This window comes from Amycolatopsis acidicola (assembly GCF_007713735.2).
Classification (GTDB): Bacteria; Actinomycetota; Actinomycetes; order Mycobacteriales; family Pseudonocardiaceae; genus Amycolatopsis_E; species Amycolatopsis_E acidicola.
The window spans coordinates 58,260-81,342 of record NZ_VMNW02000032.1; the positions used below are offsets into that span (position 1 = coordinate 58,260).

General features: G+C 70.5%; 24 protein-coding genes and 1 pseudogene. 12 read left to right on the forward strand and 13 right to left on the reverse strand.

Annotated elements, in window-relative coordinates; all coding sequences use genetic code 11:
• The first annotated feature begins 49 nt into the window (after positions 1-49).
• Entirely contained in the window at positions 50-568 is a 519-nt protein-coding gene (locus tag FPZ12_RS21680; protein WP_144748295.1) for a DinB family protein, read from the forward strand.
• Here the strand turns inward: FPZ12_RS21680 and FPZ12_RS21685 are convergent.
• The 7 genes from FPZ12_RS21685 to FPZ12_RS21715 all read right to left on the reverse strand — a co-directional run bounded on the left by FPZ12_RS21685 (position 555) and on the right by FPZ12_RS21715 (position 6,035).
• Complete coding sequence (locus tag FPZ12_RS21685) at positions 555-833, reverse strand: hypothetical protein (RefSeq protein ID WP_144748296.1); 279 nt, start codon at positions 831-833, stop codon at positions 555-557. The two genes, FPZ12_RS21680 and FPZ12_RS21685, sit on opposite strands and share 14 nt — an antisense overlap.
• Positions 830-2,806: a TNT domain-containing protein gene (locus tag FPZ12_RS21690; protein ID WP_144748297.1), complete on the reverse strand. Its 1,977-nt coding sequence runs from the start codon at positions 2,804-2,806 to the stop codon at positions 830-832. Before FPZ12_RS21690 ends, FPZ12_RS21685 begins: the two co-directional genes overlap by 4 nt.
• A 3-nt stretch (positions 2,807-2,809) precedes the next feature.
• Positions 2,810-3,130, reverse strand: coding sequence for a hypothetical protein (locus FPZ12_RS21695; protein WP_144748298.1), 321 nt, complete (start codon positions 3,128-3,130; stop codon positions 2,810-2,812).
• Positions 3,127-3,546, reverse strand: a complete 420-nt coding sequence (locus tag FPZ12_RS21700) for a YbaB/EbfC family nucleoid-associated protein (protein ID WP_144748299.1) — start codon at positions 3,544-3,546, stop codon at positions 3,127-3,129. The genes FPZ12_RS21695 and FPZ12_RS21700 overlap by 4 nt, the downstream gene beginning before the upstream one ends.
• 159 nt (positions 3,547-3,705) lie before the next feature.
• On the reverse strand, positions 3,706-4,641 hold the full coding sequence (locus FPZ12_RS21705) for a hydroxymethylglutaryl-CoA lyase (RefSeq protein WP_144748300.1): 936 nt from the start codon (positions 4,639-4,641) through the stop codon (positions 3,706-3,708).
• A gap of 1 nt (position 4,642) precedes the next feature.
• Entirely contained in the window at positions 4,643-5,185 is a 543-nt protein-coding gene (locus FPZ12_RS21710) for a PH domain-containing protein (RefSeq protein WP_144748308.1), read from the reverse strand.
• A 37-nt stretch (positions 5,186-5,222) separates the two neighbouring features.
• Complete coding sequence (locus FPZ12_RS21715) at positions 5,223-6,035, reverse strand: biotin--[acetyl-CoA-carboxylase] ligase (protein ID WP_144748301.1); 813 nt, start codon at positions 6,033-6,035, stop codon at positions 5,223-5,225.
• Positions 6,036-6,116: 81 nt separating this feature from the next.
• On the opposite strand from FPZ12_RS21715, the gene FPZ12_RS21720 reads away from it, so the two are divergent.
• Positions 6,117-7,247, forward strand: a complete 1,131-nt coding sequence (locus FPZ12_RS21720) for a C40 family peptidase (RefSeq protein WP_243769955.1) — start codon at positions 6,117-6,119, stop codon at positions 7,245-7,247.
• Positions 7,248-7,528: 281 nt separating this feature from the next.
• Here the strand turns inward: FPZ12_RS21720 and FPZ12_RS21725 are convergent, their stop codons facing one another.
• The gene (locus tag FPZ12_RS21725) at positions 7,529-10,552 is read right to left on the reverse strand and encodes an ATP-binding protein (protein WP_144758856.1); all 3,024 of its coding nucleotides are present in this window, start codon (positions 10,550-10,552) and stop codon (positions 7,529-7,531) included.
• A 63-nt stretch (positions 10,553-10,615) separates the two neighbouring features.
• Between FPZ12_RS21725 and FPZ12_RS21730 the strand changes: the two genes are divergently transcribed.
• The 3 genes from FPZ12_RS21730 (at position 10,616) to FPZ12_RS21740 (ending at position 12,602) form a co-directional block, all read left to right on the forward strand.
• Positions 10,616-11,485: an alpha/beta fold hydrolase gene (locus FPZ12_RS21730; protein WP_144758859.1), complete on the forward strand. Its 870-nt coding sequence runs from the start codon at positions 10,616-10,618 to the stop codon at positions 11,483-11,485.
• A 57-nt stretch (positions 11,486-11,542) separates the two neighbouring features.
• Positions 11,543-12,115: a helix-turn-helix domain-containing protein gene (locus FPZ12_RS21735; protein ID WP_144758862.1), complete on the forward strand. Its 573-nt coding sequence runs from the start codon at positions 11,543-11,545 to the stop codon at positions 12,113-12,115.
• Positions 12,116-12,182: 67 nt separating this feature from the next.
• The gene (locus FPZ12_RS21740; RefSeq protein WP_166462857.1) at positions 12,183-12,602 is read left to right on the forward strand and encodes a PaaI family thioesterase; all 420 of its coding nucleotides are present in this window, start codon (positions 12,183-12,185) and stop codon (positions 12,600-12,602) included.
• Positions 12,603-12,614: 12 nt separating this feature from the next.
• Here FPZ12_RS21740 and FPZ12_RS21745 read toward each other — a convergent pair whose 3' ends face one another.
• The 3 genes and pseudogenes from FPZ12_RS21745 to FPZ12_RS21755 all read right to left on the reverse strand — a co-directional run bounded on the left by FPZ12_RS21745 (position 12,615) and on the right by FPZ12_RS21755 (position 15,162).
• Positions 12,615-13,793 carry a serine hydrolase domain-containing protein gene (locus FPZ12_RS21745; RefSeq protein WP_144758869.1) on the reverse strand — a complete coding sequence of 393 codons (1,179 nt, stop codon included), beginning with the start codon at positions 13,791-13,793 and terminating at the stop codon, positions 12,615-12,617.
• Between the two features lie 204 nt (positions 13,794-13,997).
• Positions 13,998-14,588, reverse strand: a pseudogene (locus FPZ12_RS21750) (LLM class flavin-dependent oxidoreductase); the annotation flags it as partial.
• Between the two features lie 22 nt (positions 14,589-14,610).
• The gene (locus FPZ12_RS21755; RefSeq protein WP_144758875.1) at positions 14,611-15,162 is read right to left on the reverse strand and encodes a peroxiredoxin-like family protein; all 552 of its coding nucleotides are present in this window, start codon (positions 15,160-15,162) and stop codon (positions 14,611-14,613) included.
• A 72-nt stretch (positions 15,163-15,234) separates the two neighbouring features.
• Between FPZ12_RS21755 and FPZ12_RS21760 the strand changes: the two genes are divergently transcribed.
• Positions 15,235-15,864, forward strand: coding sequence for a TetR/AcrR family transcriptional regulator (locus FPZ12_RS21760; RefSeq protein WP_144758878.1), 630 nt, complete (start codon positions 15,235-15,237; stop codon positions 15,862-15,864).
• Here the strand turns inward: FPZ12_RS21760 and FPZ12_RS21765 are convergent.
• A complete protein-coding gene (locus FPZ12_RS21765) occupies positions 15,839-16,249 on the reverse strand; it encodes a DUF2000 domain-containing protein (RefSeq protein WP_144758881.1) in 411 nt (136 codons plus the stop codon). The two genes, FPZ12_RS21760 and FPZ12_RS21765, sit on opposite strands and share 26 nt — an antisense overlap.
• A gap of 62 nt (positions 16,250-16,311) precedes the next feature.
• On the opposite strand from FPZ12_RS21765, the gene FPZ12_RS21770 reads away from it, so the two are divergent.
• From FPZ12_RS21770 to FPZ12_RS21790, 5 genes are read left to right on the forward strand one after another with little or no spacing between them, the layout of a single operon-like run.
• Positions 16,312-17,112, forward strand: a complete 801-nt coding sequence (locus tag FPZ12_RS21770; RefSeq protein ID WP_243769956.1) for an AraC family transcriptional regulator — start codon at positions 16,312-16,314, stop codon at positions 17,110-17,112.
• A 33-nt stretch (positions 17,113-17,145) separates the two neighbouring features.
• Positions 17,146-17,454, forward strand: a complete 309-nt coding sequence (locus FPZ12_RS21775) for an ArsR/SmtB family transcription factor (RefSeq protein ID WP_144758884.1) — start codon at positions 17,146-17,148, stop codon at positions 17,452-17,454.
• Positions 17,454-18,377, forward strand: a complete 924-nt coding sequence (locus FPZ12_RS21780; RefSeq protein WP_243769957.1) for an SRPBCC family protein — start codon at positions 17,454-17,456, stop codon at positions 18,375-18,377. The genes FPZ12_RS21775 and FPZ12_RS21780 overlap by 1 nt, the downstream gene beginning before the upstream one ends.
• A 49-nt stretch (positions 18,378-18,426) precedes the next feature.
• Positions 18,427-20,067, forward strand: a complete 1,641-nt coding sequence (locus FPZ12_RS21785) for an acyl-CoA carboxylase subunit beta (RefSeq protein WP_144758887.1) — start codon at positions 18,427-18,429, stop codon at positions 20,065-20,067.
• A 9-nt stretch (positions 20,068-20,076) separates the two neighbouring features.
• Positions 20,077-20,295 (forward strand): acyl-CoA carboxylase subunit epsilon, encoded by a 219-nt coding sequence (locus FPZ12_RS21790; protein WP_144758890.1) that lies wholly within the window; start codon positions 20,077-20,079, stop codon positions 20,293-20,295.
• A gap of 46 nt (positions 20,296-20,341) precedes the next feature.
• On the opposite strand, the gene FPZ12_RS21795 is transcribed toward FPZ12_RS21790, so the two are convergent.
• A complete protein-coding gene (locus tag FPZ12_RS21795) occupies positions 20,342-21,580 on the reverse strand; it encodes an MFS transporter (protein WP_243769958.1) in 1,239 nt (412 codons plus the stop codon).
• A gap of 59 nt (positions 21,581-21,639) precedes the next feature.
• On the opposite strand from FPZ12_RS21795, the gene FPZ12_RS21800 reads away from it, so the two are divergent.
• The gene (locus tag FPZ12_RS21800) at positions 21,640-22,296 is read left to right on the forward strand and encodes a GntR family transcriptional regulator (protein ID WP_144758893.1); all 657 of its coding nucleotides are present in this window, start codon (positions 21,640-21,642) and stop codon (positions 22,294-22,296) included.
• Positions 22,297-23,083 lie beyond the last annotated feature (787 nt).

Below are 23,083 nucleotides of genomic sequence, written 5' to 3' on the forward strand. Positions count from 1 at the left end.
TCAGAAACTCTCACTGGTCCGCCGTAGCGCCGGCCTGGATGCTGGAGCCATGATCACGCCCGACACCAAGGACTGGACCTGGGTGCTGCGGCGCCCGTGCGCCGAATGCGGCCTGGACACCTCGAGCTTCGACCCGCAGGACGTGCCGAACCTGTTGCGGGACAACGCAAAGGCGTGGCGGCCCGTGCTGGAGCGGGCGGACGCGCGCGAGCGGCCGGACGAGCAGACCTGGTCGCCGCTGGAGTACGCCTGCCACGTGCGGGACGTGTGCCGCCTGTTCCTGGTCCGCCTCGATCTGATGCTCACGAAGGACGACCCGCCGTTCGCGAACTGGGACCAGGACGAGACGGCTGTCCGCGAGCGCTACCAGGAACAGGACCCGCTCCGCACCGCCGACGAGCTGGAGGAAGCCGCCGAGAAGCTGGCGGACGCCTTCGCGCGGGTCTCAGGCGAGCAGTGGCAGCGGACCGGCAAGCGCAGCGACGGCGCCGACTTCACCGTCGAGAGCTTCGCCCGCTACTTCATCCACGACCCGGTGCACCACCTGCACGACGTCACGCGGGCGTAGGCAGCAGGCCGACAGCGCCACGCGCGACCTGGGACCACGCCAGCCGCCCGAACAGGTAGTGGCACGCGACCTGTTCGTTGGTGAACCGCGCCCAGTCGTACCGGTTGCCCTGCTCGCGCCAGAAGACCTCCCACACGGGCGCGCCTTCTTCGGATTCGTCGACGCGCAGCAGGCACCAGGCGTTGTCGGCCTCGACCCCGATCGACACCACCTCGTGCGGCACCCCGATCCCCTCCAGCCAGCGCAGGATCGACTCGACGTTCACTCGCCCTCCTCGAAGGTCACATCGGCCAGGTAGCCCAGGGTGACCAGTTCGTCGGCCGAGTAGACCGACCGGTATCTGATGCCCCCGCCGGGCTGGGCGAACCAGCCCGCCGAAACCGCCCACCACATCGGCACTTCCCGCAGCACCTCGTAACGCCGGTACCCGGACGCGAGCGCCGTCGGCGGCAACGAACGCTTCGCGAACAACGTGCCCTGCGGCGCGAACACCCGGCCGCCGGTGTTGCCGAACCTGTCCAGCTGCGTGCCCACCGCGAGTATCTCCGGCTCGCCTGGCTCACGCCCGCCTTCCGGGTACAACTCACCGGGCGGCCAGGCGTACTCCGGAACCGAGTCACGTAGACCGACCAGGAAGCGCCTGTCCCAGTCGCGTTCGTGCAGGCCACCGAGCGGGTCGTGGCGCTCCGTGAGCTCCTCGGGCGGCTCGGCCGGCGGGGTCGGGAGCCTGGCGTAGCCCTCGCGCACCCGCGACAGCGCGTCCTCGGTCTCGATCAGCCCGGACTGCGGATGGTCGTGCGGCGGGAAACGCAGGCCCGGCGCGTAGTCGAAATCCGGGGGCGGCGGCGGGAGCTGCCGGGCCGGTTTGTCGGCGGCCACGGGCAGATGCCCGAGCGGGAACATGTGCACCCGGAACAGCGCCACGATGCTTTCCCGCTCCTGCCTCGGCGAGCCGAGCGGCGGCACGTCGGCCGGGGGCGGCGGCACGTAGTTCTGTTGCGGCGCATAGGGAACCGGCGCGACCTGGCGCGGGCGGAACGGCATCTGCTGTTGCTGCTGCGCGCCAGCCGCCGGAGCGCCGGGCACCGGGCCGCCGCTCACCGGAGCGCCCGGAGCCGCGGGCGGAGCGACCGGCGGCGGCCCGCCGAACTGCGGCGGCTGGGCGACGTAGCTCGGCTGCGCCGGGGCGATCGGCTGGGGCGGCAGCGGCGCGGCCGGAGGTGGAGCGGCAGGCGAGCCCGAGAACGACGCCTCGGTGAACCCGGACGCGACCGTGCCGCTCTGTGCGTGGGGATGGACGGCCGGGGTTCCGGTGGCGGGCGTCGGCACGTCGTCGAACCCGCCCGAGTGCAGGAAACCGCCGTACTGCGCGGGTTGGTGCGGCGCAACGGGAATCTGGATCGGGCCGGTGCCGGCGTCGGCGTTCGACAACGCCGGGATCGGCCCGGTGGCGGGAGAATCGTCGACCAGCGGCTGCTGCGCCGGGGCGGGTTCGGGCGCGACCGGCGGCGCCACCTCGGGGCGATCCGAGGGCAGCACGTCGTGGATCGGGTGCTCCGGCGGCTGCCCGTCCGCGCCGACGAGCACCGCGGGCGCGGACTCGCCGGGCACCGGCACCGCGGAGTCCACAGTGGACAGAAGCTTGTCCGGCACCCCGGTGACGGTGCTGAGCAGGCCGGACTGCCCGTGCCCGCCGTGCGTGCCGGGGTTCGGATCGACCGGGACCTCGCCCTGGGCGCGGCCTTCCGGGCCGACCGCGCCGGCGAGGCCGTCGGTGAGCGAGGTCAGGTTCGTCGCCGTCCCTTGCAGGATCGTGTCCACGCCGAGCAACGCCGTGGGATGCCCGGCCGAAGCCGCCGTCTGCGCCGCGTCGCGGTTCTTCGCCGCGTCGACCAGCTGGCGGACCATCTCGACCTTCGTCGACGCGACCTTGTCCGCGGCGTCGTCGAGCCTGTCCGCGGCCTCGCCCGCGCCGCGCACCGCGTGGGTCAGCTCGCCGTTCTCGGGATGCGTGTAGCCGGACCACATCCCGCCCGCGGCCTGCGCCGACGGCCCGCTCAGCGCTCCGATGGCATCACCGGCCGTGCGGTCCGCGTCGCCCGCCAGTGCTTGCAGCTTTCCCTGCGCGTCACGCCAGGCGCCGGCCTGTTCGCGCAGTTTGTCCTCGTCGGCCTGCGGCCAGGACAGCCCGGTGGCCGCCGCGACGTCGGCCAGTTCCTTCGGCAATTCGATACCCATGCGCTATTCCCCAGTCACCGCGTCGGTGATCGAATTCCCGGCCGCCTCGTCGCCGGCTTGATACCGCTTCGCCGCTTCGGCGAACTTCCCGCCCACGTCACCGAGCCCGCCCGCGAGCCGCTGCACCTTGTCCGCCGTCTCGGCGGCGGGCTGGGCGTGCGCGGCGGCGAAACTCCGGCCGACCACGTCATCACCCCAGGCACCACTGGCGCCTTCGAGCGCGCGGCCGAGGTCGGCCGCGATCTGCCCGGCCCGTTCGGCAAAGCCGGTGAAGTCCCCTGCCCGCGCGGCGAGCTTTTCGGCGTCGGCCTCGAACCCGGTCAACTCCGCACCCAACTCTGGTTCTCGAAGCTGTCGTCCTCGACCGGCTGCCTGCGCGGCGCGATCTCCTCCGCATCGAGATCACCCGTGCCCAGCAGCAAGGCCTGCGGGTCGGTGCCCGCGGGCAACGCCGGGGCCAGCACTTCGCTGGCGGCCTTCAGCGCGCGCACCGTCGCCTCGCCGGTGGCGCGCATGATCTGCTCGGACAGCTCGGCCGGTTGGTAGCGGCGGTACGCGGCGGGCGAGATGACCAGCCCGGCGAGCGTTCCGCGCGGGCCGACGGTGACCGTGATCAGGCCGTCCTGGTCGCTCGCCGACACCTTGATGGCAGCTAGCTCGCGCTGGACCGAGGCCAGATGTTCCCGGCTGCGCCGGTAATCGGCGAGCAGCTCGTCCACCTGTGCGCGGTGCTCCGGCAAGGCACACCTCCTCGGTAGTCGGCGGTCGGCTTGGAGTCCGACGCGGCCCGGTCCGCACCGGTTCCCCTGTTCGCGAAAAGAGTGCCTTACCGGAAGGAAATGTGCATGAGGGCCTGTTCGGGCACCCCGCACGGGGGACCCGGGCGGGGCCGAGCGGCTTCAGCCCGCCAGCGCGCGGACCACCCGGGACGGGCTCGGCCTGCCCAGCTGCTCCGCCATCCACGCGCTCGTCTTCACCAGCGCGTCCAGGTCGACCCCGTGCTCGATGCCGAGGCCTTCGAGCGTCCACAACAGGTCCTCGGTGGCGAGGTTGCCGGTGGCCGACTCGGCGTACGGGCAGCCGCCGAGCCCACCGGCCGACGAGTCCACTGTGGACACGCCACAGCGGAGCGCGGCCACCGTGTTGGCCAGCGCCTGGCCATAGGTGTCGTGGAAGTGCACGGCGAGCTTGTCCGCGGGCACCCCCGCATCGGCGAACGCCGCGAGCAGGCCCTCGACCTGTCCGACCGTCGCCACGCCGATCGTGTCACCGAGCGAGAGCTGCGTGCAGCCGAGCTCCAGCAAGCGCTTTCCGACCCGTACGACCTGCTCGGCGGGCACCGGGCCCTCCCACGGGTCGCCGAAGCACATCGACAGGTACGCCCGCACGTTCAGCCCGTTCGCGCCGGCCAGCACCGGCTCGAACATCTCGAACTGCTTCTCCAGCCCCGAGTTCAGGTTGCGCTGGGCGAACGTCTCGGTGGCGCTGCCGAAGATCGCGATGTCCGGGCAGCCCGCTTCGAGCGCCCGCTTGAGGCCGCGCTCGTTGGGCACCAGCACCGGGTAACGCACGCCCTCGCGCTTGTTCAGCCCCGCCAGCAGCTCCTCGGCGTCGGCCAGCTGCGGCACCCACTTCGGGGAGACGAAGCTGGTGGCCTCCAGGGTGGTCAAGCCCGCTTCGGCCAGCCTGTCCAGGAACTCGAGCTTCACAGCGACCGGGACGATCGCCTTCTCGTTCTGCAGCCCGTCACGCGGCCCGACCTCCCAGATCGTCACGCGCGCAGGCAGGCCCGTGCCGGGAACCCGTTGCGGCAGGCCGATTTCCCTCGTGCCCATGTCAGCGCCTGCCCCGCTGCTGCGGATGCCCGTCGGCGGGGCCGTAGTCGTCGTACGGGTTGTCGTTGACCTCGCGGTAGATCACCGTGTGCACCCGCTCGACGGCCGGGATGTCGTCGAAGCGCAGCGGCTCGTCGGAGGCGGACTCGATGATCAGCGTGCCGCAGCCGAAGATCCGGTCGACGAGGCCGTGCTCGAACTGCACGCTGTTGATCCTGGTCATCGGGATGTCGATGCCGGTGCGCTTGATCACTCCCTCCCGCGCGATGAGCCGGTCGGTGGTGACGATGAAATGCGTGGTGCGCCAGCGGATCAGCGGGGCGAGGAACAGCCAGCAGACCAGCAGCACGCCCACCACGACGATGGCGATGAGCGCCACGTTGTCCCACGGCGCGGTCAGCCCGGGGGCCAGCGTGCTGAGCCACGCGCCGAGCCCCACGGTCACGATCAGCCAGAACACCGGCCAGATCAGCATCTTGAAGTGCGGATGGCTGTGCACAATGACCTGCTCGTTCGCGCTCAGCAGGTCGTCGGGATAGGCCACTTCGAACACGCTCCGATTCTTGGCTGTGCTGCTGGGCTCAACCTACCGCCCGCAAGTGCACCACGTCCCCGGCGAACACGGAATGCCGCTTGCCGTCGGCGGTCTCGACGACGAGCTGGCCGGCGTCGTCGACGTCGACCGCGGTGCCGGTCAGCGAGCTCTCCCCCGGCAGCAGGACTTTCACCTGCCGCCCCAGGGTCTCGCAGCGGCGGCGGTACTCCTCGAGCAGCCCCGCGCGAGCCAGGTTCCCGCCCGCGGCGCGCCATCGCTCTTCCCGCGCGGCGAAGGCCGACAGGAGCAACTCCGTGATCTCGGTGCGGTCGGTGGTGGCCGCGCCGCACTCCTCCAGCGACGTCGGCGCGAGCCCGCCCGCGGCGGGCTGCACGTCACGGCCGAGCGGGCGCACGTTGAGGCCGATGCCGAGCACCACGGCGAGCTCCTCGACCGACAGCGCCTCGGCGAGGATCCCGGCGCATTTGCCCCTGTCCGGGCCCGCGAGCACGTCGTTCGGCCACTTCAGCGCGGCGTCCACGCCCAGCTGGTCCGTCGCGTCGAGCACGGCGAGCGCGGCGGCCACGGTGAGCGAGCCGATCTCGGCGAACCCGACGTCCCGTGGACGGAGCAGCACGCTCAGGTAGATGCCCGTGCCCGGGGGCGAGCTCCACGCGCGAGCGCGGCGGCCGACCCCGGCTGTCTGCTCCTCGGCGATCAGCACGGTGCGGTCAGTGGCCTCTCTCGCGGCGGCTTCCCGCAGGTCGGCGTTGGTGGAACCCGTGCTGCGCACCACGTCCACCGCGGCGTACGGGCCGACGAGCCGGTCGCGCAGCCGGGTGGCGTTGATCTCGGTCATAGAGGGAGATTAATAACTCTCCGATGATCCACTCGTTGGACATCGGTGGACTCGCGGGAAGTTTCTCCTAGTGTTGGGAGAGTGACCATCCGTTTCCGGAAGTGGGGCCGCGCCGCGGCGGGCCGGGCGCTCATCGCGCTGATCCTCGTCGGCGCGCTGGCGACGACGGCCTGGCTGCTGGTGCGCTCGCCCCAGCAGCAGGCGCCGACCGTCGCCGTCGTGCCCGCGAACGACCAGCCCGCCGGAAACGCCGCGACCGCGGCCGGGCCTTCGGTGCTCGAAGCCAGCGCGCCGGTGGAGGCGCAGGCGCCGCAGGAGCAGGCGCCGAGCGAGCTGGACAAGTGGGCCGCCGGGCTGAGCGGCGCGCTGGACATCCCGGAACGGGCGCTCGTCGGCTACGCCAACGGCGAGCTGACGCTGCGCAAGGAGCAGCCGAACTGCAATCTCTCGTGGGTCACGCTGGCCGGGATCGGCAAGGCGAGCTCCGATCACGGCCGGTACGGCGGTGGTTCGCTGAACGCCGACGGCGTCACGACGAAGACGCTGGGCGCAGTTCCGTTGCAGGGTGCGGCGGGTGAGGCCGCGAGCGAGCAGCGCAGCGGGCCGATGCAGCTGACCCAGCAGGAGTGGAAGAAGGCCAAGGGCACCGGCAGCATCCAGGACATCGACGACGCGTCCGTCGCGGCGGGCCGCGCGTTGTGCGCGAGCGGGGTGAACCTGCAGTCCGGGCAAAGCTGGTGGAACGCGATCGACGGCTACCGCGACTCGGACCTGTTCCGCCAGCAGGTGCTGGGCAACGCGCAGTTGTACGCGGCGCTTTCCCTTGCGCCGCAAACAGCTTCAGCCCCGGCCACCCGCGCCGTGCGGTTCGCGCTCGACCAGCTCGGCCTGCCGTACGTGTGGGGCGGCAACGGCCCCGACACCGGCGCGGCAGGCTTCGACTGCTCGGGGCTGACGAAGGCGGCGTACGACAGCGCCGGGGTTTCCCTGCCCCGCACGGCGGATTCGCAGTACCGCACGGAACCGCGGGTCACGGATGCGCCGAAGATGGGTGACCTGGTGTTCTACGGCAGCCAGGCGTTCATCCACCACGTCGGGCTGTACCTCGGCAACGGGCTGATGATCAACGCCCCGACCACCGGGATGGCCGTGCAGATCGCGACGTACCACATCGCCGGGGACGATTTCGCCGGCGCGGGACGGCCGGCGTAAGGGTTTGCTTTGATCTTGCGTTGGAGCAGCAACGGACGCGCGTAGCGCGCGCTGGGTGCACCCCACCACCGCCCCGATCTTTGAGTGTTCGCGATCTTGCCGCCGCGTCAAGGCGGGAAAGATGCCTTGACCCAGCGTCAAGATCGCAAGAGACGGCTGGGGATCGGGGCGGTGGAGGGGTGTGGTCGATGGGTGTCCCCCGGCTTTCGTTGCCGGGTGGCGGTTGGTGGTGGGGCGGCCAGCGGGGTGGCTTGCGTTGCGTTGCGTCGCCGAGCCGTCGCTCAGGGTTCTATCCACTGTGGCGCCCCGGCCCGCTTGGCGACCGCTGATGCCTGCGCGCGGTGCTCGGCGCCGTCACGCCCCAAAGCCTCGGCCAACTCGGCGAGGTAATGGGCGACCGGCGGAAGCGTCAGTAACCCACTCCCGGCACCGGCCAATTCCCTCGCCGCCGGCAGGAGTTCCCGATACAGGCGCTCCATTGTGGACACATCGCCGCGTTCGACAGCTTGCCGCGCCTGCAGGCACGTCCGGGCTTCGAACAACAAGTCGCGCGGCGAGTCCGGCATTGGCCCACCGGGACGACACCACGGCGTGTACGCACCGAAGTCCGCCGACTCAGGCGCCAAACCGGTGCAGTACAACGCGAACGACAGGATCCCATTGTCCAATCCGGACATTCCGCTCCCCGAAAGCCGCGCTGCCGCGGCACGGTAAGCGGCCTCCGCGGGCGCGCCCGAAACGGCCGTCCGCAGCGCCCGGTACCACTGCGTGAACACCCCGACCAGCGGGATCCCATAGTCCTCCCCCAGCCGGTCGGCCTCGGCCGCATGCCGGTCCGCGGACCCGAAATCCGCAAGGGCGGAATGCGCCTGCAGCAGGATCAGGTGCCCCAGAACTTCGAAGCTCACCAACGAATTCCGCGCGGCCAACTCGACCAACTCGGCCCCGATCCGTGCCCGTTCCGGCGCCAGCCCGGCGCTTTCGAAGGACTGCATGAACCGCGCGTTGAGGGCGAAGGCGAGCGAAGCGGGGTCGCCCAGTTCACGCGCGATGGACTCGGCTTCGCGCGCGGCGGCACGGGCGCGTTCGCCGCCGACGTTGCGCAGTTCCAGCGCGAGCGTGGCCAGCAGCCGCGCCCGGATCACACCCTCGGTCTCCGGCAACACCCGCTCGGCCAGCTCCACGATCCGCCCGGCCAGCACCGGATCGTCGTTCTCCGTCCAGATCGCGGGCACGTCGAAGGCGATCAGCACCCGAGCGGTCAGCCCCGGCTCGCTCAGCTCCTCGGCGAGTGTGAGCGCCTCCGCGCGGTACTCCCGCGCCCTGTCCAGCGATCCGGTCACCGCCAGCGCGCGGACCAGGCCCATGATCAGCTCGAGACGTTCCCTGCCCACGCTGGTGAACGCGAGCGCATCCGCCCACCACCGCGCGGCTTCGTGCATCGCGAACCGGCCTTCGGCTTGTTCCGCCGCGGCCCGCGCGTATCGGGCCGCTCGCGGACTCTCCGCTAGCACGAAATGGTGCGCCAGCGCTTCGACATCTTGCGGCCGTAGCCGTTCGAGGCGCTCAGCGACGGCCTCGTGCCATCGTGCCCGGCGCGCCGCGGAAAGGTCCTGGTACAACGTGTCCCGCACCAACGCGTGCGCGAACTGGAACCGCCGCGCACCCCGTTCCTCGAGGAAACCCTTTCGCACAGCCATTTCCACGGCATCGAGCGGGTCACCCGGCACCAGGTCCAGCTCGAACTCGGTGCCCGCCACCGCCGCCTGCCGCAACACCTCCCGCACATCTTCGGGCAGCTCCCCCACCCGGTACCGGACGACATCACGCACGCCTTCCGGCACCGTGGACACCGCGCCGCCCGCCGCCAGCACCCGGGCAAGTTCCCTTACGTAGAAAGGGTTTCCACCGCTGCGCTGGTGGATCACCGCCGCCGCGGCCACGTCCACAGTACGTCCCGTCGTCGCCTCCACCAGCTCGGCGACCGCGTCCTGGCGCAGGCCACCGAGATAGATCCGCGTGGGTTCCGCGCGGGCGACCCGGCCCAGCAGCGCGGCGAGCTCCGGCGAAATGTCCGTGGTGCGATACGTCCCCACGAGCAGCACCTGACCGGCCTGCTCGCCGAGCACGGAAGCCAGCAGCGCCAACGTTTCCTCACCGGCCCAGTGCAAATCGTCCAGCACCACCAGCAATGGCGCGTGCGCCGCGAGCCGCGCCGCGACAGCGCGATGCCAGTGAAAGCGCGCGACCGCGGGATCGCCCACCTTTTCGGGGACGGGCGCGGGGCCCGGCAGGCTGTCCAGGATCCGCGTCCACGGCCACGCGGCCGGCAGGCCTTCGTGGTCCGGGTTATCGCCCCAAACCGTTGTCCAGCCACGGGATTCGAGCTGCTCCGCGAACGCCGTCGCGAGTGCCGTCTTGCCCGCGCCCGCCTCGCCCGCGATCAGCACCAACGCCGGCCGCTCCCGCGCCAGCACCCCGTCGGCGGCTTGGGCCAGCTGTCCCAATTCGTCGGCCCGGGCGACCAATCGCTGCTTCGGCGCCTCCACGGGGTTCAGCCGCGGCGCCTGCCCCAGGATGTCGGACTCCAGTTCTCGCAGCTCAACGCCGGGATCGAGGCCCAGCTCGGTGACCAGCACCTGCCTCGCGCGCCGCAACGTCTCCAGCGCGTCACCCTGCCGCCCGGCGCGATACCGGGCCAGCACCAGCAGCCGCCACGCGTCCTCACGCCACGGATGCGCGTCGACGTGGGCCTCCAGATCGGGCACCGCCTCGGCAGCTCGCCCCAAGTCCAGCAACGCCTGCGCGCGACGTTCGAGCGCGAGCAGCCGCAGCTCGTCCAGCCGGGAGATCTCGCCACGCGCCCACGGCTCGTCGGCGAACTCGGCATACGCTGGGCCACGCCACCACGCCAGCGCATCGTCCACTTGCGACAGTGCGGCCGCCGCCTTGCGCCGCGCGAGCAACTGCCCGCACTCAGCCACCGCCGCCTCGAACCGCCACGCGTCCACATCCTCCGCGCGCAGCGCGTAACCGGGGGCGGCGGTGACCAGCAGCCGCGCGGGCGTCCGGGGCGGACGGTCGGGTTCGAGCACGCGGCGCAGCGCGGCGACGAACGTCTGGATGGCGCCGACCGCGCCCTCCGGCGGCTGCTCCCACAGGTCGTCCACCAGGGTGTGCATCGGCACCACCCGGCCGCGCGCGATCAGCAGCCGCGCGAGCACCGCCCGATGCCGGGGCCCCTTGAGCTCGAGCGGCCCGCGCTCGTCCTCCGCCACCAACGGGCCCAGCACCCCGAACCACACGCCGCGAACTGTACTCAGCGAACGCTGACCGAGTGCTGATCGGCGTCACCCAGGATGGCGAACATGCAGCTCAACGGATTCGACTACCAGCGGGTTCAGGTCTCCGACGGCGTCCACCTCAGCGTGGCGGCGGCCGGCTCCGGCGACCCTGTCGTGCTCCTGCACGGCTTCCCGCAGACCCACCTGATGTGGCGGCACGTGGCCGCCGACCTCGCCACGGACCACACCGTGCTGGTCCCCGACCTGCGCGGTTACGGCGACAGCGACAAGCCCGAGGACACCGGCGAGACGTACTCCAAGCGCACGATGGCCGCCGACGTGGTGGCGCTCGCCCGCGCCTTCGGGTTCGAGAAGTTCGCACTCGCCGGGCACGACCGCGGCGCGCTGGTCGCGATCCGCGCGGGGCTCGACCACCCCGACGCGATCACGCACCTCGCCTCGCTCGACGTGCTCCCGACGCTGGACATGTGGGACGTGATGCACGGGGCGAGCGCCGCCGTCGGCTTCCACCTGTACCTGATGGCGCAGCCGCCGGGGCTCGCCGAGCGGATGATCGGCGCGGTGCCGGACGAGTTCTTCGGCCACTTCCTCGACGCGTGGATCCAGCACCCGGACGCGATCCCGGCCGACGTGCGGGCCGAGTACCTGCGCGCGTCGCGTGAGGCCGTGCCGTCCATCGTGGCCGACTACCGCGCCACCGCGACGATCGACATCACGCACGACACGGCTGATCGCGAAGCGGGCAACCGGCTGCGGATGCCGGTGACCGTGCTGCAGCAGGACTGGGGCGCCGCGCTCGGCTACGACGCGACGGCGCTCTGGCGGCGGTGGGCCGAAAACCTCGACCACCGCACGGTTTCCTGCGGGCACTTCATGGCGGAGGAGGGCCCGGCGGAGGTGATCAAGGCGCTGCGGGACCTGCTCGCACGCTGAGAGACGACGCCAGCGTGCCGGTTTGACAAACTCACTTGCCGATCCTGCACTAGGCGGATGGACGAACTGGGCACGGTGCTGGACGCGGTCGGCCCCCGGCTGCGCGCTCTCCGCAAACAGAACGAGATCACGCTCGCTGACCTGTCCAAGGCGACGGGTATTTCGGTGAGCACGCTGTCCCGGCTGGAGTCGGGCAGCCGCCGGCCGACGCTGGAACTGTTGCTGCCGCTCGCCCAGGTGCACCAGGTGCAGCTGGACGAGCTGGTCGGCGCCCCGCCCACCGGCGACCCGCGCGTGTACCCGAGGCCGATCCACCGCGACGGCATGACGTTCATCCCGCTCACCCGCAGGCCGGGCGGGGTGCAGGCGTACAAGATGATCCTGCCCGGCGGCCGTCAGCAGCCCGACCCACGCACGCACGAGGGGTACGAGTGGCTGTACGTGCTCAACGGCAGGCTGCGCGTGGTGCTCGGCGAGCAGGATTTCGAGCTCCGCCCGGGGGAGGTGGCCGAGTTCGACACGCACCTGCCGCACTGGTTCGGCAGCGCGAACGCCCGGCCGGTGGAGTTCCTCAGCCTGTTCGGGCCACAGGGTGAACGCATCCACGTCCGGGCGCGCCCGAAGTCCTGAGATGGCTGCGGCTCACCCGACAGGCCAGGCCACCTCCCGTTCACCGGAGACTGCCAGAGTCGGAGCCGTGCTGCTCACCGGTGAAGCCCTGCTCGACCGCGCCAAACTGGTCCTGACCGTGCCGCTTCAGGCGCGCGTCGGGGTGCGTCTGCTGGACGAGGCCGACCCGCCGGCGGGGGTGTGGTTCACCGTCGAAGGCTTGGCCGACAACGGTTCCGGCGGGGTGCACGCCGCCGCGCTGCAGACGGCGATGGAGGTGGCCGCGTACCTGGCCTTGCTCCCCCAGCTGGCCACCGACGAGCACGCGATCACGCACGCCCTCTCCACCCAGCTGATCGCGGCCGCCCCCACCGGCGAACGCGTCGAGCTGCGCGGCACCTTGGACCGGCGCGGCAAACGGCTGGCGTTCTTGTCCGTGGTCGCGGAGTGCGCGGGCAGGACCGTCGCGCGCGGACAACTGACCAAATCGGTCGTGCCGTTCGGCTGAAGCCGCTCGAGTTCAGTCTTCCAAGGCCTGGTACACCCCGGTCCAGAAGTCACGGAAGTGCGGCGAGAACTGCGGGAACCCGGCACGCTGCGAGAACATCAGCGCCACCAGGTCCTCCCGCGGATCGCTGAGCCACGACGTGCCGAGCCCGCCGTCCCAGCCGAACGTCCCCGGCACCGCCGAGATGTCCGTCCGCGCGGTCACCACGGACATGCCCAGCCCCCAGCCGCGCGAGTCGAAATAACCGGGGTAGAACCCGGAAACCGCTTTCTGCGCCGGGGTGAGCTGGTCGGTGGTCATCAGCTCCACCGAGGGCCGGGACAGGATCCGCTCCCTGCCGTGCTTCCCCTTGTTCAGCAGCATCGAGCCGAACGCAAGGTAGTCGTCCACAGTGGACACCAGACCGCCCCCGCCGGACTGGAACTCGGGCACCCGGCTCCACTGCCCGTCCGGCTCGTCGTACACCGTGCCGTCCATCCAGTAGCTGGTCGCGAACCGCGAGGCCTTGTACGGCGGCACACCGAAATGCGTGTCCTGCATACCCAGCGGCTCGAACAGCCGCTCCCGCAGGAAACCCTGCAGTGACTGCCCGGCGACCCGGCTGATCAGCACCCCCAGCACGTCCGCCCCGGTGTGGTAGAGCCATTTCTCCCCCGGCTGCGCCATCAGCGGTAGCTCGCCCAGCCGGCGCAGCCACTCGTCCGGCTCGGGGGTGTGCGCCGGCGCGGGCACGTCCACCGCCACCCGCGCCTCCCGCGCGGCGCGCAGGATCGGCGGCACCTCACCCTGGGGCGTGAGCTGCCCGAACCCCATCCGGAACGTGAGCAGGTCCCGCACCGTGATCGCCCGTTCGGCGGGCACGGTGTCCGCCAGCGGCGCGTCGATGCTCGTCAGCACCTGCCGGTTCGCCAGCTCGGGCAGCAGGTCGTCCACCGGGTCGTCGAGCCGCAGCCGGCACTCCTCGACGAGGATCATCGCCGCGACGGCGGTGACCGGTTTCGTCATCGAGCTGATCCGGAAGATCGTGTCCCGCTGCATCGGCGCCCCGTCGAACGACTGCCTGCCCAGCACGTCGACCCGCACCTCCCCGTGCCGCGCGACGACGGTGACCAGGCCCGGCAGCTCCCCCCGTTCGACGTGCCGGGCCAGTACGTCGTGCATCCGGTCCAACCGGGTCTTGGCGAAACTCATTTCTGCTTCCCTCCGGGGCGAGGCCGTTCAAAGGCAGACCCGAGGGGAGCGCGAAACTCATCGGTTTCACCCAAAGTTTTCCAGCGACCACTCAGCGCACGAAAAGCTCGCCCGCGCGGCGGATGCGCTCGAGCGTCCGCTCGCGCGAGGTTCCTTCGACCAGCAACATCACCCGGCCGACACCCAGCTCTTCCCCGTGCTCCTTCAACCCGCGCGCACCCACCACGTGACGGGCAACCCGGAAGGACGCGCGCATGGGTTGATCAGAGTTCTGCGCGTGACCTCCGAATCGTCGTCCACCGGAAAAAGAGCGAGCCGCGCCGACGCGGGGCTCGCCGCGGACTGGACGAGCGGCACCCGCTCCGGCGCGTCGGGGACGAGCTGCACTTCGCCGAACTCGTATCGCGGACCGACTCCGGCTGCCTTCCCTTCGCGCAGGGTGTTCGCCAACAGCGTCAGGGATTCCTCGGTGTCCTCGTGCCCCGCCATCCCGGTCCCGAGGATTTCCAGGTCGGCCCGCGGCACACCCCGGCCGACGCCGAGGGTGAACCGACCACCGCTGAGGTGGTGCAGCACGGCGGCCTGTTCGGCGAGTGCGACCGGATGGTGGTTCGGCAGCACGCACACACCGGTGCCGACCGACAGGGGCGTGCGGCCCAGCAGGAACGCCGCCAGCGTCAGCGCCGACGAACTCTGCACCGCGGGGACGAAGTGGTCCTCGGTGGTCCACAGCTCATCCCAGCCGGAGCGCTCGGCTTCGGCCGCGTACTCCAGCGCCCAGCCGAACACCTCCGCCGCAGAGTGCGCGAGCCCGAAGTCATCCGGCGCTCCTCGCGATGGTGAGCAGTTCGTCGACGGGCCATTGGTCGTCGGCGTGCGCGCCGTATTTCGCGGCGAGTACCCGGCCGTCGGGCGCGATCAGGAAATCGGCGGGCAGCCCGAGCCTGCCGCCGTGCGGTTTCGCCGCGGGGAAAGGATCTCCGCGCAGCAAGCCGGTGAGGATCGAGCGCACGATGGCGCCCCAGGCACGCGGGTCGAGCAGCGCCCTCGGCGCCGATTCGACGCCGAATTCCTGGTAGTACCGCCGTTCCGGGTCAGGGATGACGGCGAAGGGCAACTCCGCGACGTGCGGGCGCAGTTCGGCGGCCGGCGCGTGAAAGAACGCCACCTCCCGGACACCGGCGGCCTCGATCTCGTCGTGCCGGCGGGCCACCGAGCGGAGGTGGAGGTTGCAGATCGGGCAGCCCGCGAATCGCCGGAACTGCAGATGGACCAGGCAATCGGGGTCGGGAACGGGCACGGTCTCCCCGGTCACCGAGATCAGTTTCGCCGGTGCGACAACGCTTCCCGGCGTGAACGTGGCCGTCATCGAAGCCCCTTTCGTAGGCGTACAGCGCACGCCTACGACGTTATGCGCGTATGTTGTACGCTGTCAACCGCCATGCCACGCCCCCGCTCTCTCACGCACAGTCAGATCGCCGTCGCCGCGTTGGCGGTGCTCGACCGCGACGGACTGGACGGGCTTTCCATGCGCGCCGTGGCGAAGGAGCTCGGCGTGGGCACGATGTCGCTCTACCGCTACGTCACCGATCGCGGACAGCTCGAAGGCCTGATCGTCGACGTGGTGCTCCACTCGATGCCGCTGGATCTGTCGGCGACGGGTTCCGCGCGCCGGCGGCTGGCGCTACTGGCCGAGCGGTTCCGGATGGCCGTGAGCGAACACCCGGCGGTCGTACCGCTCCTGCTCACCCATCGCCATTTGTCCACCGGTTCGCGGCAATGGGGCGAAGTCGTCCTGGAAGTGCTCACCGAAGCCGGGTTCACCGGCGAAAAACGCGTGATCGCCTTTCGCGCGTATTTGAGCTACCTGATGGGCGCGACGCAGACCGGGTATTTCAGCCCGCTGGCGGGCGCGGGCACCGATACCCTCGCTGAGCTGCCCGAAGACGAGTATCCGGTACTGCGGAACACCGCCCGGTCGGCACGCGGAATAACCCCGGCCGAGGAATTCGGCCGGGGTCTGGAGCTCCTGCTGGACGGGCTGCTCAAGAATGCAGAGAAAGGCCCTTGAGCGCCTTGTCCACCGCATTCCGCGGACCGTGCACGGCGATTCCGACCAAGGCGAGTTTCTCGGTCTCCACGGCGCGGACCGCGGCCCGGTTGTCGACGTCGTTCCCGGTCGCGAACAGTTCCTCGGTATAGACGGCGACGGCCAGATCGCGGTCGAGCGCCTTCCGATGAGCCACGCGCAACGCGTCGGCGTCCGCTTCGTAGACCAGCACGGGCTGGCCGAACATCGGAAGGTACTCCTGCCCCGACGCGTCCTCGTAGGTCTCGCCGACGGTCTCGGGGAAACGCGCGGCGACGCCGCTCACCAGGAACGCGGTCACGTTGAGCTGCTGCCAGCCGACGAGGTCGTCCCGGACCACGACGGCGATCTTCGTCTTGCCCTGCATGGGAAACAGCCTGCCGCCAGCCGGCACTCGCCGTCTTGAACGCTCGTGCGGACAATGAAGGCGTGCGGAACGACTGGGCGAAGTACTGGCGGGCTCCGGACCGCCGGCTCGAAGTGATGCACGCCCATTTCGAGCAGCACGTCTACCACCGGCACAGCCACGAGACCTACTCCTTCGGCGTCACCGAAACCGGCGCGCAGGCGTTCACCTGCCGCGGCGAAGGGCGCACGAGCGCGGCGGGAATGGTGATGGCGCTGAACCCGGACGACCCGCACGACGGGCAGTCCGCGGTCGCGGCCGGGTTCACGTACCGGATGATCCACATCGGCCCGGAGCTGATCACCGACCAGCTCGGCGACGCGAGCGAGCGTCCGGCCGGGCTGCCGTTGTTCACGCAGCCGGTGCTGGAAGACCCCGTCCTCGCCAACGCGCTTCGCACCCTCGACACGGCATTGCAGGGCGAAAGCCGTCTGGCGCAAGACGAAGCTCTCGCCGCGACGGTGCGCGCGCTGGTGCGGCGCGGCTCCACGCGCCCATTGCGCACGCGGGAATTGCCGGGCGAAGTGAGCCGCGCGCGCGAAATCCTCGAAGCGTCCTTCGCCGAGGACATGCGCGCGGAGGACCTCGCGGCAGCTGCCGGGTGTAGCCGCTTCGCGCTGCATCGCGGCTTCGTCGCGGCGTACGGCATGGCGCCGAGCGACTACCAGCGCCAGCTTCGCCTTCGCGCCGCACGGCGGTTGCTGGCCGACGGCCACACCCCGGCACAGGCCGCGGCGGCCGCCGGGTTCGCCGACCAGAGCCACCTCACCCGCTGGTTCAAGCGCTACTACGGCGTCACGCCGGGCCGGTTCCAGCGCCCTTGACAGGCAATATGCCGAGTGGGTTATATTCCTGGAGTGGCATCAACGTTCGAGGTGCTGGCCGAACCCCGGCGGCGCGAAATCCTCGACCTGCTCCGCACCGGCGAGCGAGTGGTCGGTGACCTGGTCGAGCGCCTGGACCTGACCCAGCCCGCGGTGTCGAAGCATCTGAAGGTGCTCCGCGAGGCGGGCCTGGTCGAGGTACGACAGGAGGCGCAGCGCCGGTGGTACCGGTTGCGCCCGCAGCCGCTGGCCGAGCTGGACGACTGGCTGGCGCCGTACCGCGCGCTCTGGCAGGCGAGTTTCGACGCGCTCGAACGGCATCTCGACGAAGGGAGCGAGTAGTGGACGCGAAGTTCGAACCCGCAGGCAACGTGGTGCGCTTCCAGCGCCGCTTCCGGCATCCGGTGACGAAGGTCTGGCGCGCGATCACCGAACCCGGCGAGCTGAAGCACTGGTTCCCGGCGTTGGTGGAGACGGAGCTGCGGATCGGCGCGCCGATCCGGTTCGCCTTCCCCGAAGAGGCTCCGGTGGACGTCGTCGGTCACGGCGAGATCCTCGAACTGGACCCGCCCAAGGTCTATTCGTTCACCTGGAACCAGGACGTGCTGCGGTTCGAACTGGTGCCGGACGGCGAGGGCTGCGTCCTCCACTTCTCCCAGACACTCGGCGGCGGGGGCGTCGGCGCGCTGTCGGCCGGCCGCAACGCCGCGGGCTGGGACCACTGTCTCGGCGCGCTGGAGGCCCGGTTGGAAGATCGCGAAGCCGAGCCGTTCACCGAGTGGATGCCGGCGATGGAGCACTACATCGACGTCTTCGGCCTCGGCGCGGGCCGCTATGCCGATGGCGAAATCCGCTTCGCGCGGGACCTCGTGTGGAAGCCGCTGGACGACATCTGGTGCACGCTCGTCGAAGGCAGCGAACCAAAGCCGGGCGACGAGCCGCCGCTTCGCGCCACCAACGGTTACGTCGAGGCGGGCAAGGTCACGAAGGCCGAGGCGCCGCGGCTGCTGGAGTACGAATGGCTCCACGAAGGGAAAGCAGCCGGGGTCGTGCGCTTCGAACTCTTCGCGGACCCGGCGCTCGGCAACCGCGTCGAACTGACGCAGACCGTTCCGGAGCGGCTGGCGGAGTTCGCCCCCACCGCGCTGGCGGCCTGGCACACCCAGCTCGAGCTGTTCTTCGCCGCCGTGCACGGGGACATCCGCTGCCCCTGGCCCGCCGACCGCATGGAAGCGCTCCGAAAGCAATACTCCGCGCGGGGATGAGTCTGACGCCACACGCGAGGTGGGTTGTCAGTGGTTAAGCTGCGGAATCATGAGCAGCGCGACGGAGCCCATCGGGACGCCACCAGCGGACGAGCCGGACATCCACACCACGGCCGGGAAGCTGGCCGACCTGTATCTGCGCTACGACGAGGCGGTGCACGCGGGCTCGGCCCGCGCGGTGGAGCGCCAGCACGCGAAGGGCAAGAAGACCGCGCGTGAGCGGATCGACCTGCTGCTGGACCCGGGTTCGTTCGTGGAGCTGGACGAGCTGGCCCGGCACCGCTCGACGAACTTCGGGCAGGAGAAGAACCGCCCCTACGGCGACGGCGTCGTGACCGGTTACGGCACTGTGGACGGACGTCCGGTGTGCGTGTTCAGCCAGGACGTGACGATCTTCGGCGGTTCGCTCGGCGAGGTGTATGGCGAGAAGATCGTCAAGGTGATGGACCTGGCCATCAAGACCGGCCGCCCGATCATCGGCATCAACGAGGGCGGCGGCGCGCGCATCCAGGAAGGCGTCGTTTCGCTGGGGCTCTACGGCGAGATCTTCCGCCGCAACACCCAGGCCTCCGGCGTCATCCCGCAGATCTCGCTGATCATGGGCGCGAACGCGGGCGGGCACGTGTACTCCCCGGCGCTGACGGACTTCGTGGTGATGGTCGACCAGACCTCGCACATGTTCATCACCGGGCCGGACGTGGTCAAAACGGTCACCGGTGAAGAGGTCAGCTTCGAGGAGCTGGGCGGCGCGCGCACGCACAACACCAAGTCGGGCAACGCGCACTACCTCGGCTCCGACGAGGAAGACGCGATCGCCTACGTCAAGGAGCTGCTCTCCTACCTGCCCTCGAACAACCTTTCCGACGCCCCGGTGTTCGACTCCCCCGAACCCACCGAGGGCTCGATCGCCGAGAGCGTCAGCGAAACCGACCGCGAGCTCGACACGCTCATCCCGGATTCGCCGAACCAGCCGTACGACATGCACGAGGTCATCACCCGCGTGCTCGACGACGGCGACTTCCTCGAGGTCCAGGAACTGTTCGCCCCCAACGTGATCGTCGGCTTCGGGCGCGTGGACGGGCACGCCGTCGGCGTGGTGGCGAACCAGCCCACGCAGTTCGCCGGCTGCCTCGACATCGACGCCTCCGAGAAGGCCGCCCGCTTCGTGCGCACCTGCGACGCGTTCAACGTCCCCGTGCTCACCTTCGTCGACGTGCCCGGCTTCCTGCCCGGCACCGACCAGGAGTGGAACGGCATCATCCGCCGCGGCGCCAAGCTGATCTACGCCTACGCCGAGGCCACCGTCCCGCTGGTCACCGTCATCACGCGCAAGGCATACGGCGGCGCCTACGACGTCATGGGCTCCAAGCACCTCGGCGCGGACCTGAACCTCGCCTGGCCGACAGCGCAGGTCGCCGTCATGGGCGCGCAGGGCGCGGCGAACATCGTGCACCGCAAGACGCTCGCGAAGGCGGCCGAAGAGGGCAAGGACGTCGAGGCCCTGCGCGCGGAGCTGATCCAGGAGTACGAGGACACGCTGCTGAACCCGTACGAAGCGGCGGAGCGCGGTTACGTGGACTCGGTGATCGCGCCGGCCCACACCCGCGGCCACATCACCCGCGCGCTGTCGATGCTGCGCGACAAGCGGGAGACCTTGCCGCCCAAGAAGCACGGCAACATTCCCCTGTGAGGCGCTGCCATGACTGACGAGAAACGGCCTTTTCTCCGCATTGTCAAAGGGAATCCGGACGATGCCGAACTGGCGGCGGTGACAGCGGTGCTCGTCGCCGCGGCGTCCGCCCCCGCCGACGCGGCGCCCCCGGCGCGGCGTTCGGAGTGGGCCAACCGCGCCCGCGCGCTGCGGCAGCCGCTGCAGCACGGGCCGGGCGCCTGGCGCGCCTCCGGCTTCCCCCGCTAGCCCCGAGAACGGCCCCGGCAATCGCTTGCCGGGGCCGTTTTTGTGGTCAGGCAACAGGTTCCAGCACCTGGTCACGCCGCGGCTGGACGCCGGCGTGGCCGTGCAACCGGAACAGCCGGAACGTCCCGGCGAGCGCCATCACCAGCACCACCCCGAACGCGAGTCGGTGCGCCAGCGCGTCTCCGCCCAGCACGTCGACCAGTATTCCGACGCCGAGTTCCGCGATGACGGCGAAACTGAAGCCGCCCATGTTCGCGATCCCACTGGCGATTCCGCCCTGGTGCCCGTGGTTCGAGGTGCGGGCGAGGTCGAAGGCCAGCATGCTCACGCCGCCCGCCGCGCCGATCAGGAACAGCGCGGGCGCGAGCACCGCGGTCGGCAGCGGGCCGGGCACCGCGACGAGCACCACCCAGCACAGCACGCTCACGGTGGCCGCGGTCGCGACGAGCCGCCCTCGAAGGTCGGGCCGCCGGGAGCCGATCTGTCCGGCGGCAGTGCTGACCAGCACGAAACCGAGCACGACGACGGTCAGCAGCGTGCTCGCGCCGCCGGGCGTCTGCCCCTGCGCGCTGACCAGGTACGGCTGGCCGAGCACGGCGGTGAAGGAGACGAAGGTGCCCATCAGCGTGAAGTGCGTCCACATGGCATGGCGGGTGCCGCGGTTCTTCCAGGCGTGGCGCAGGCTCACGCGCAGCGGTTCGTCGCTGACGACCGGCGCCACCTTGCCGTGCGGGCTTTCCTGCAGCAGCAAGGAAACCACGACGAGCAGGACCACGGTGAAGATGCCCGCGGCCAGGAACGACTTCGTCCAGCCGAAGGTGCCGAGCAACGCGGTCAGCGGCGCCGTCGCGATGAGCTGGCCGAGCCCGCCGATCATCCCGGTCAGCGCGGACACGAGCGCGAACCGCCTGCCGGGGAACCAGTTGTGCGCCAAGCGAACCACGTTGACGAACAGGAACGCGTCCCCGGCGCCGATCAGCGCGCGGCCGGTCATCGCGAGCGGGTACGCCGTGGCGAGCGCGAACACCGTGGAGCCGGCGGCCATCAACGCCATCCCGGCAAGCAGGAGCCGTCGCGGCCCGAACCTGTCCGCCCCGGCGCCGACCGGCACCTGCAGCAGCGCGTAAAGAACCATCTGCACCACCGAAAACGCGGCGAGCCCGGTGGCGTCGATCGAGAAGCGTTCCTGCGCGGTGAGGCCCGCTACGGACAGGCTCATCCGGTGGAAGAGCGCTGTCAGATAGCAGAGGGCACCGAGCCCCCACATGAACCACGCCTTGCGCACGACACTCCCTCGCGTTGCATCTATCTTGTATCTATCAGCGTCGCCGATACGATGCGCGCATGTCAACGAGGGACCGCTCACAGGGTTCGTCCAGCGACCGCGCGTACCGGTGGACGAAGGACCGCATCCTGGACGGCCGGTTCGAGGGCGGCAGGCTGATCAGCGAGGGCGAGGTCGCGGACGAGATCCAGCTGTCCCGGACCCCGGTGCGCGAAGCGTTCCTGCGCCTGTCGGCGGAGGGCTTGCTGCGCCTGTACCCGAAGCGGGGCGCGCTCGTCGTGCCGGTCTCGGCGAGCGAAGCCGAGGACATCGCCGAAGCACGGATCTTCCTCGAGCGCCATGCGGCCGCGAAGGTGATCGCCAGTGGCCACGCGGCGGAAGTCGCTTCGGCGATGCGGGAGGTGCTGGAGAAGCAGCACGCCTTGTCGTATCCCGAGCAGGCGCCGGAATTCACCGCGCTGGACCGGGATTTCCACGCGACCCTCGTGAATGCCGCGGGCAACGCCCTCTTCGACGAGTTCTATTCGAGCCTGCGCGACCGGCAACTGCGGATGGTCCACACCGCGCTACGCCACGACAACCCCGACCGGCCGCGAATCATCCTTGAGGAGCACTCGCGGATCTGCGACCTCCTGGCAGCCGGGGAAGCCGAGGCGCTGCACAGCCTGATCGCCGAGCACATCACTTCAGTACGGAAACAACTGCCAACGGTCTGAGCCACCCCCGCGATGCGAAGCGAGCCCGCACCACCTCGACAACCGCCACCCGGCAACGCAAAGCGAGCCGCCCCGCCCGCAGCCCCGCCGTCATCCCGATCCCCTGCGCCTTCAGCGGTCGACGTGCCGGGTCAAGGCATCTTTCCCGCCTTGACGCGGTGCGGCGGCCGTTGAACACTGCGCGATCGGGGTGGGGGCGGGCACACAGCGCGCTCCGCGCGCGTCCGTTGCTGCCTCAAACCGACCCGACCCAAGCCGAGCCGACCCAAGCCGAGCGAGGAAAAGCAAAAGAGTCCTCGCCGGACCGGCAGGCTCCAGGATGAAGGGGGGGGTCTGCAGCTCAAGCTGCGGTTGCGTGGGTGGCTGGGTTGAGAGAGTTGGGGTTCATCCCGTCGCCTCCGGAAGCGGTATCACTTCAGCCCGGGCCCGCAAGCTTTGTATCCCCGGCCGCCGGCAGGGAGGAGGGTTGCGGGCCCGGGCTGAAGTGATAAGGGCATGGGCAGGCGACGGGATGAACCCCAACTCCCGGGAGCGGTCCGCTGGCGCGGACCGCTCCCGCAAAGCCCGCCGTGGCTTGGCTGGAAATGCCCGCGCGCCCGACCCGCCGTGCTCCGTTTGGAAAGCCCGCGCCCTACGACGGCAGAAACCCGCCGCGCCCCCTTCAAAACCTGCGCACTCCCGGGCCCTCCACGCAAAGCTTGCGCACCCCGGCTCACGAAAGGGCGCTGCCCCAACTTTGCCGCCCCCGCCAGCGTGTTGGCCGCTCGCGTTCGTGTGTTTGCCGTTC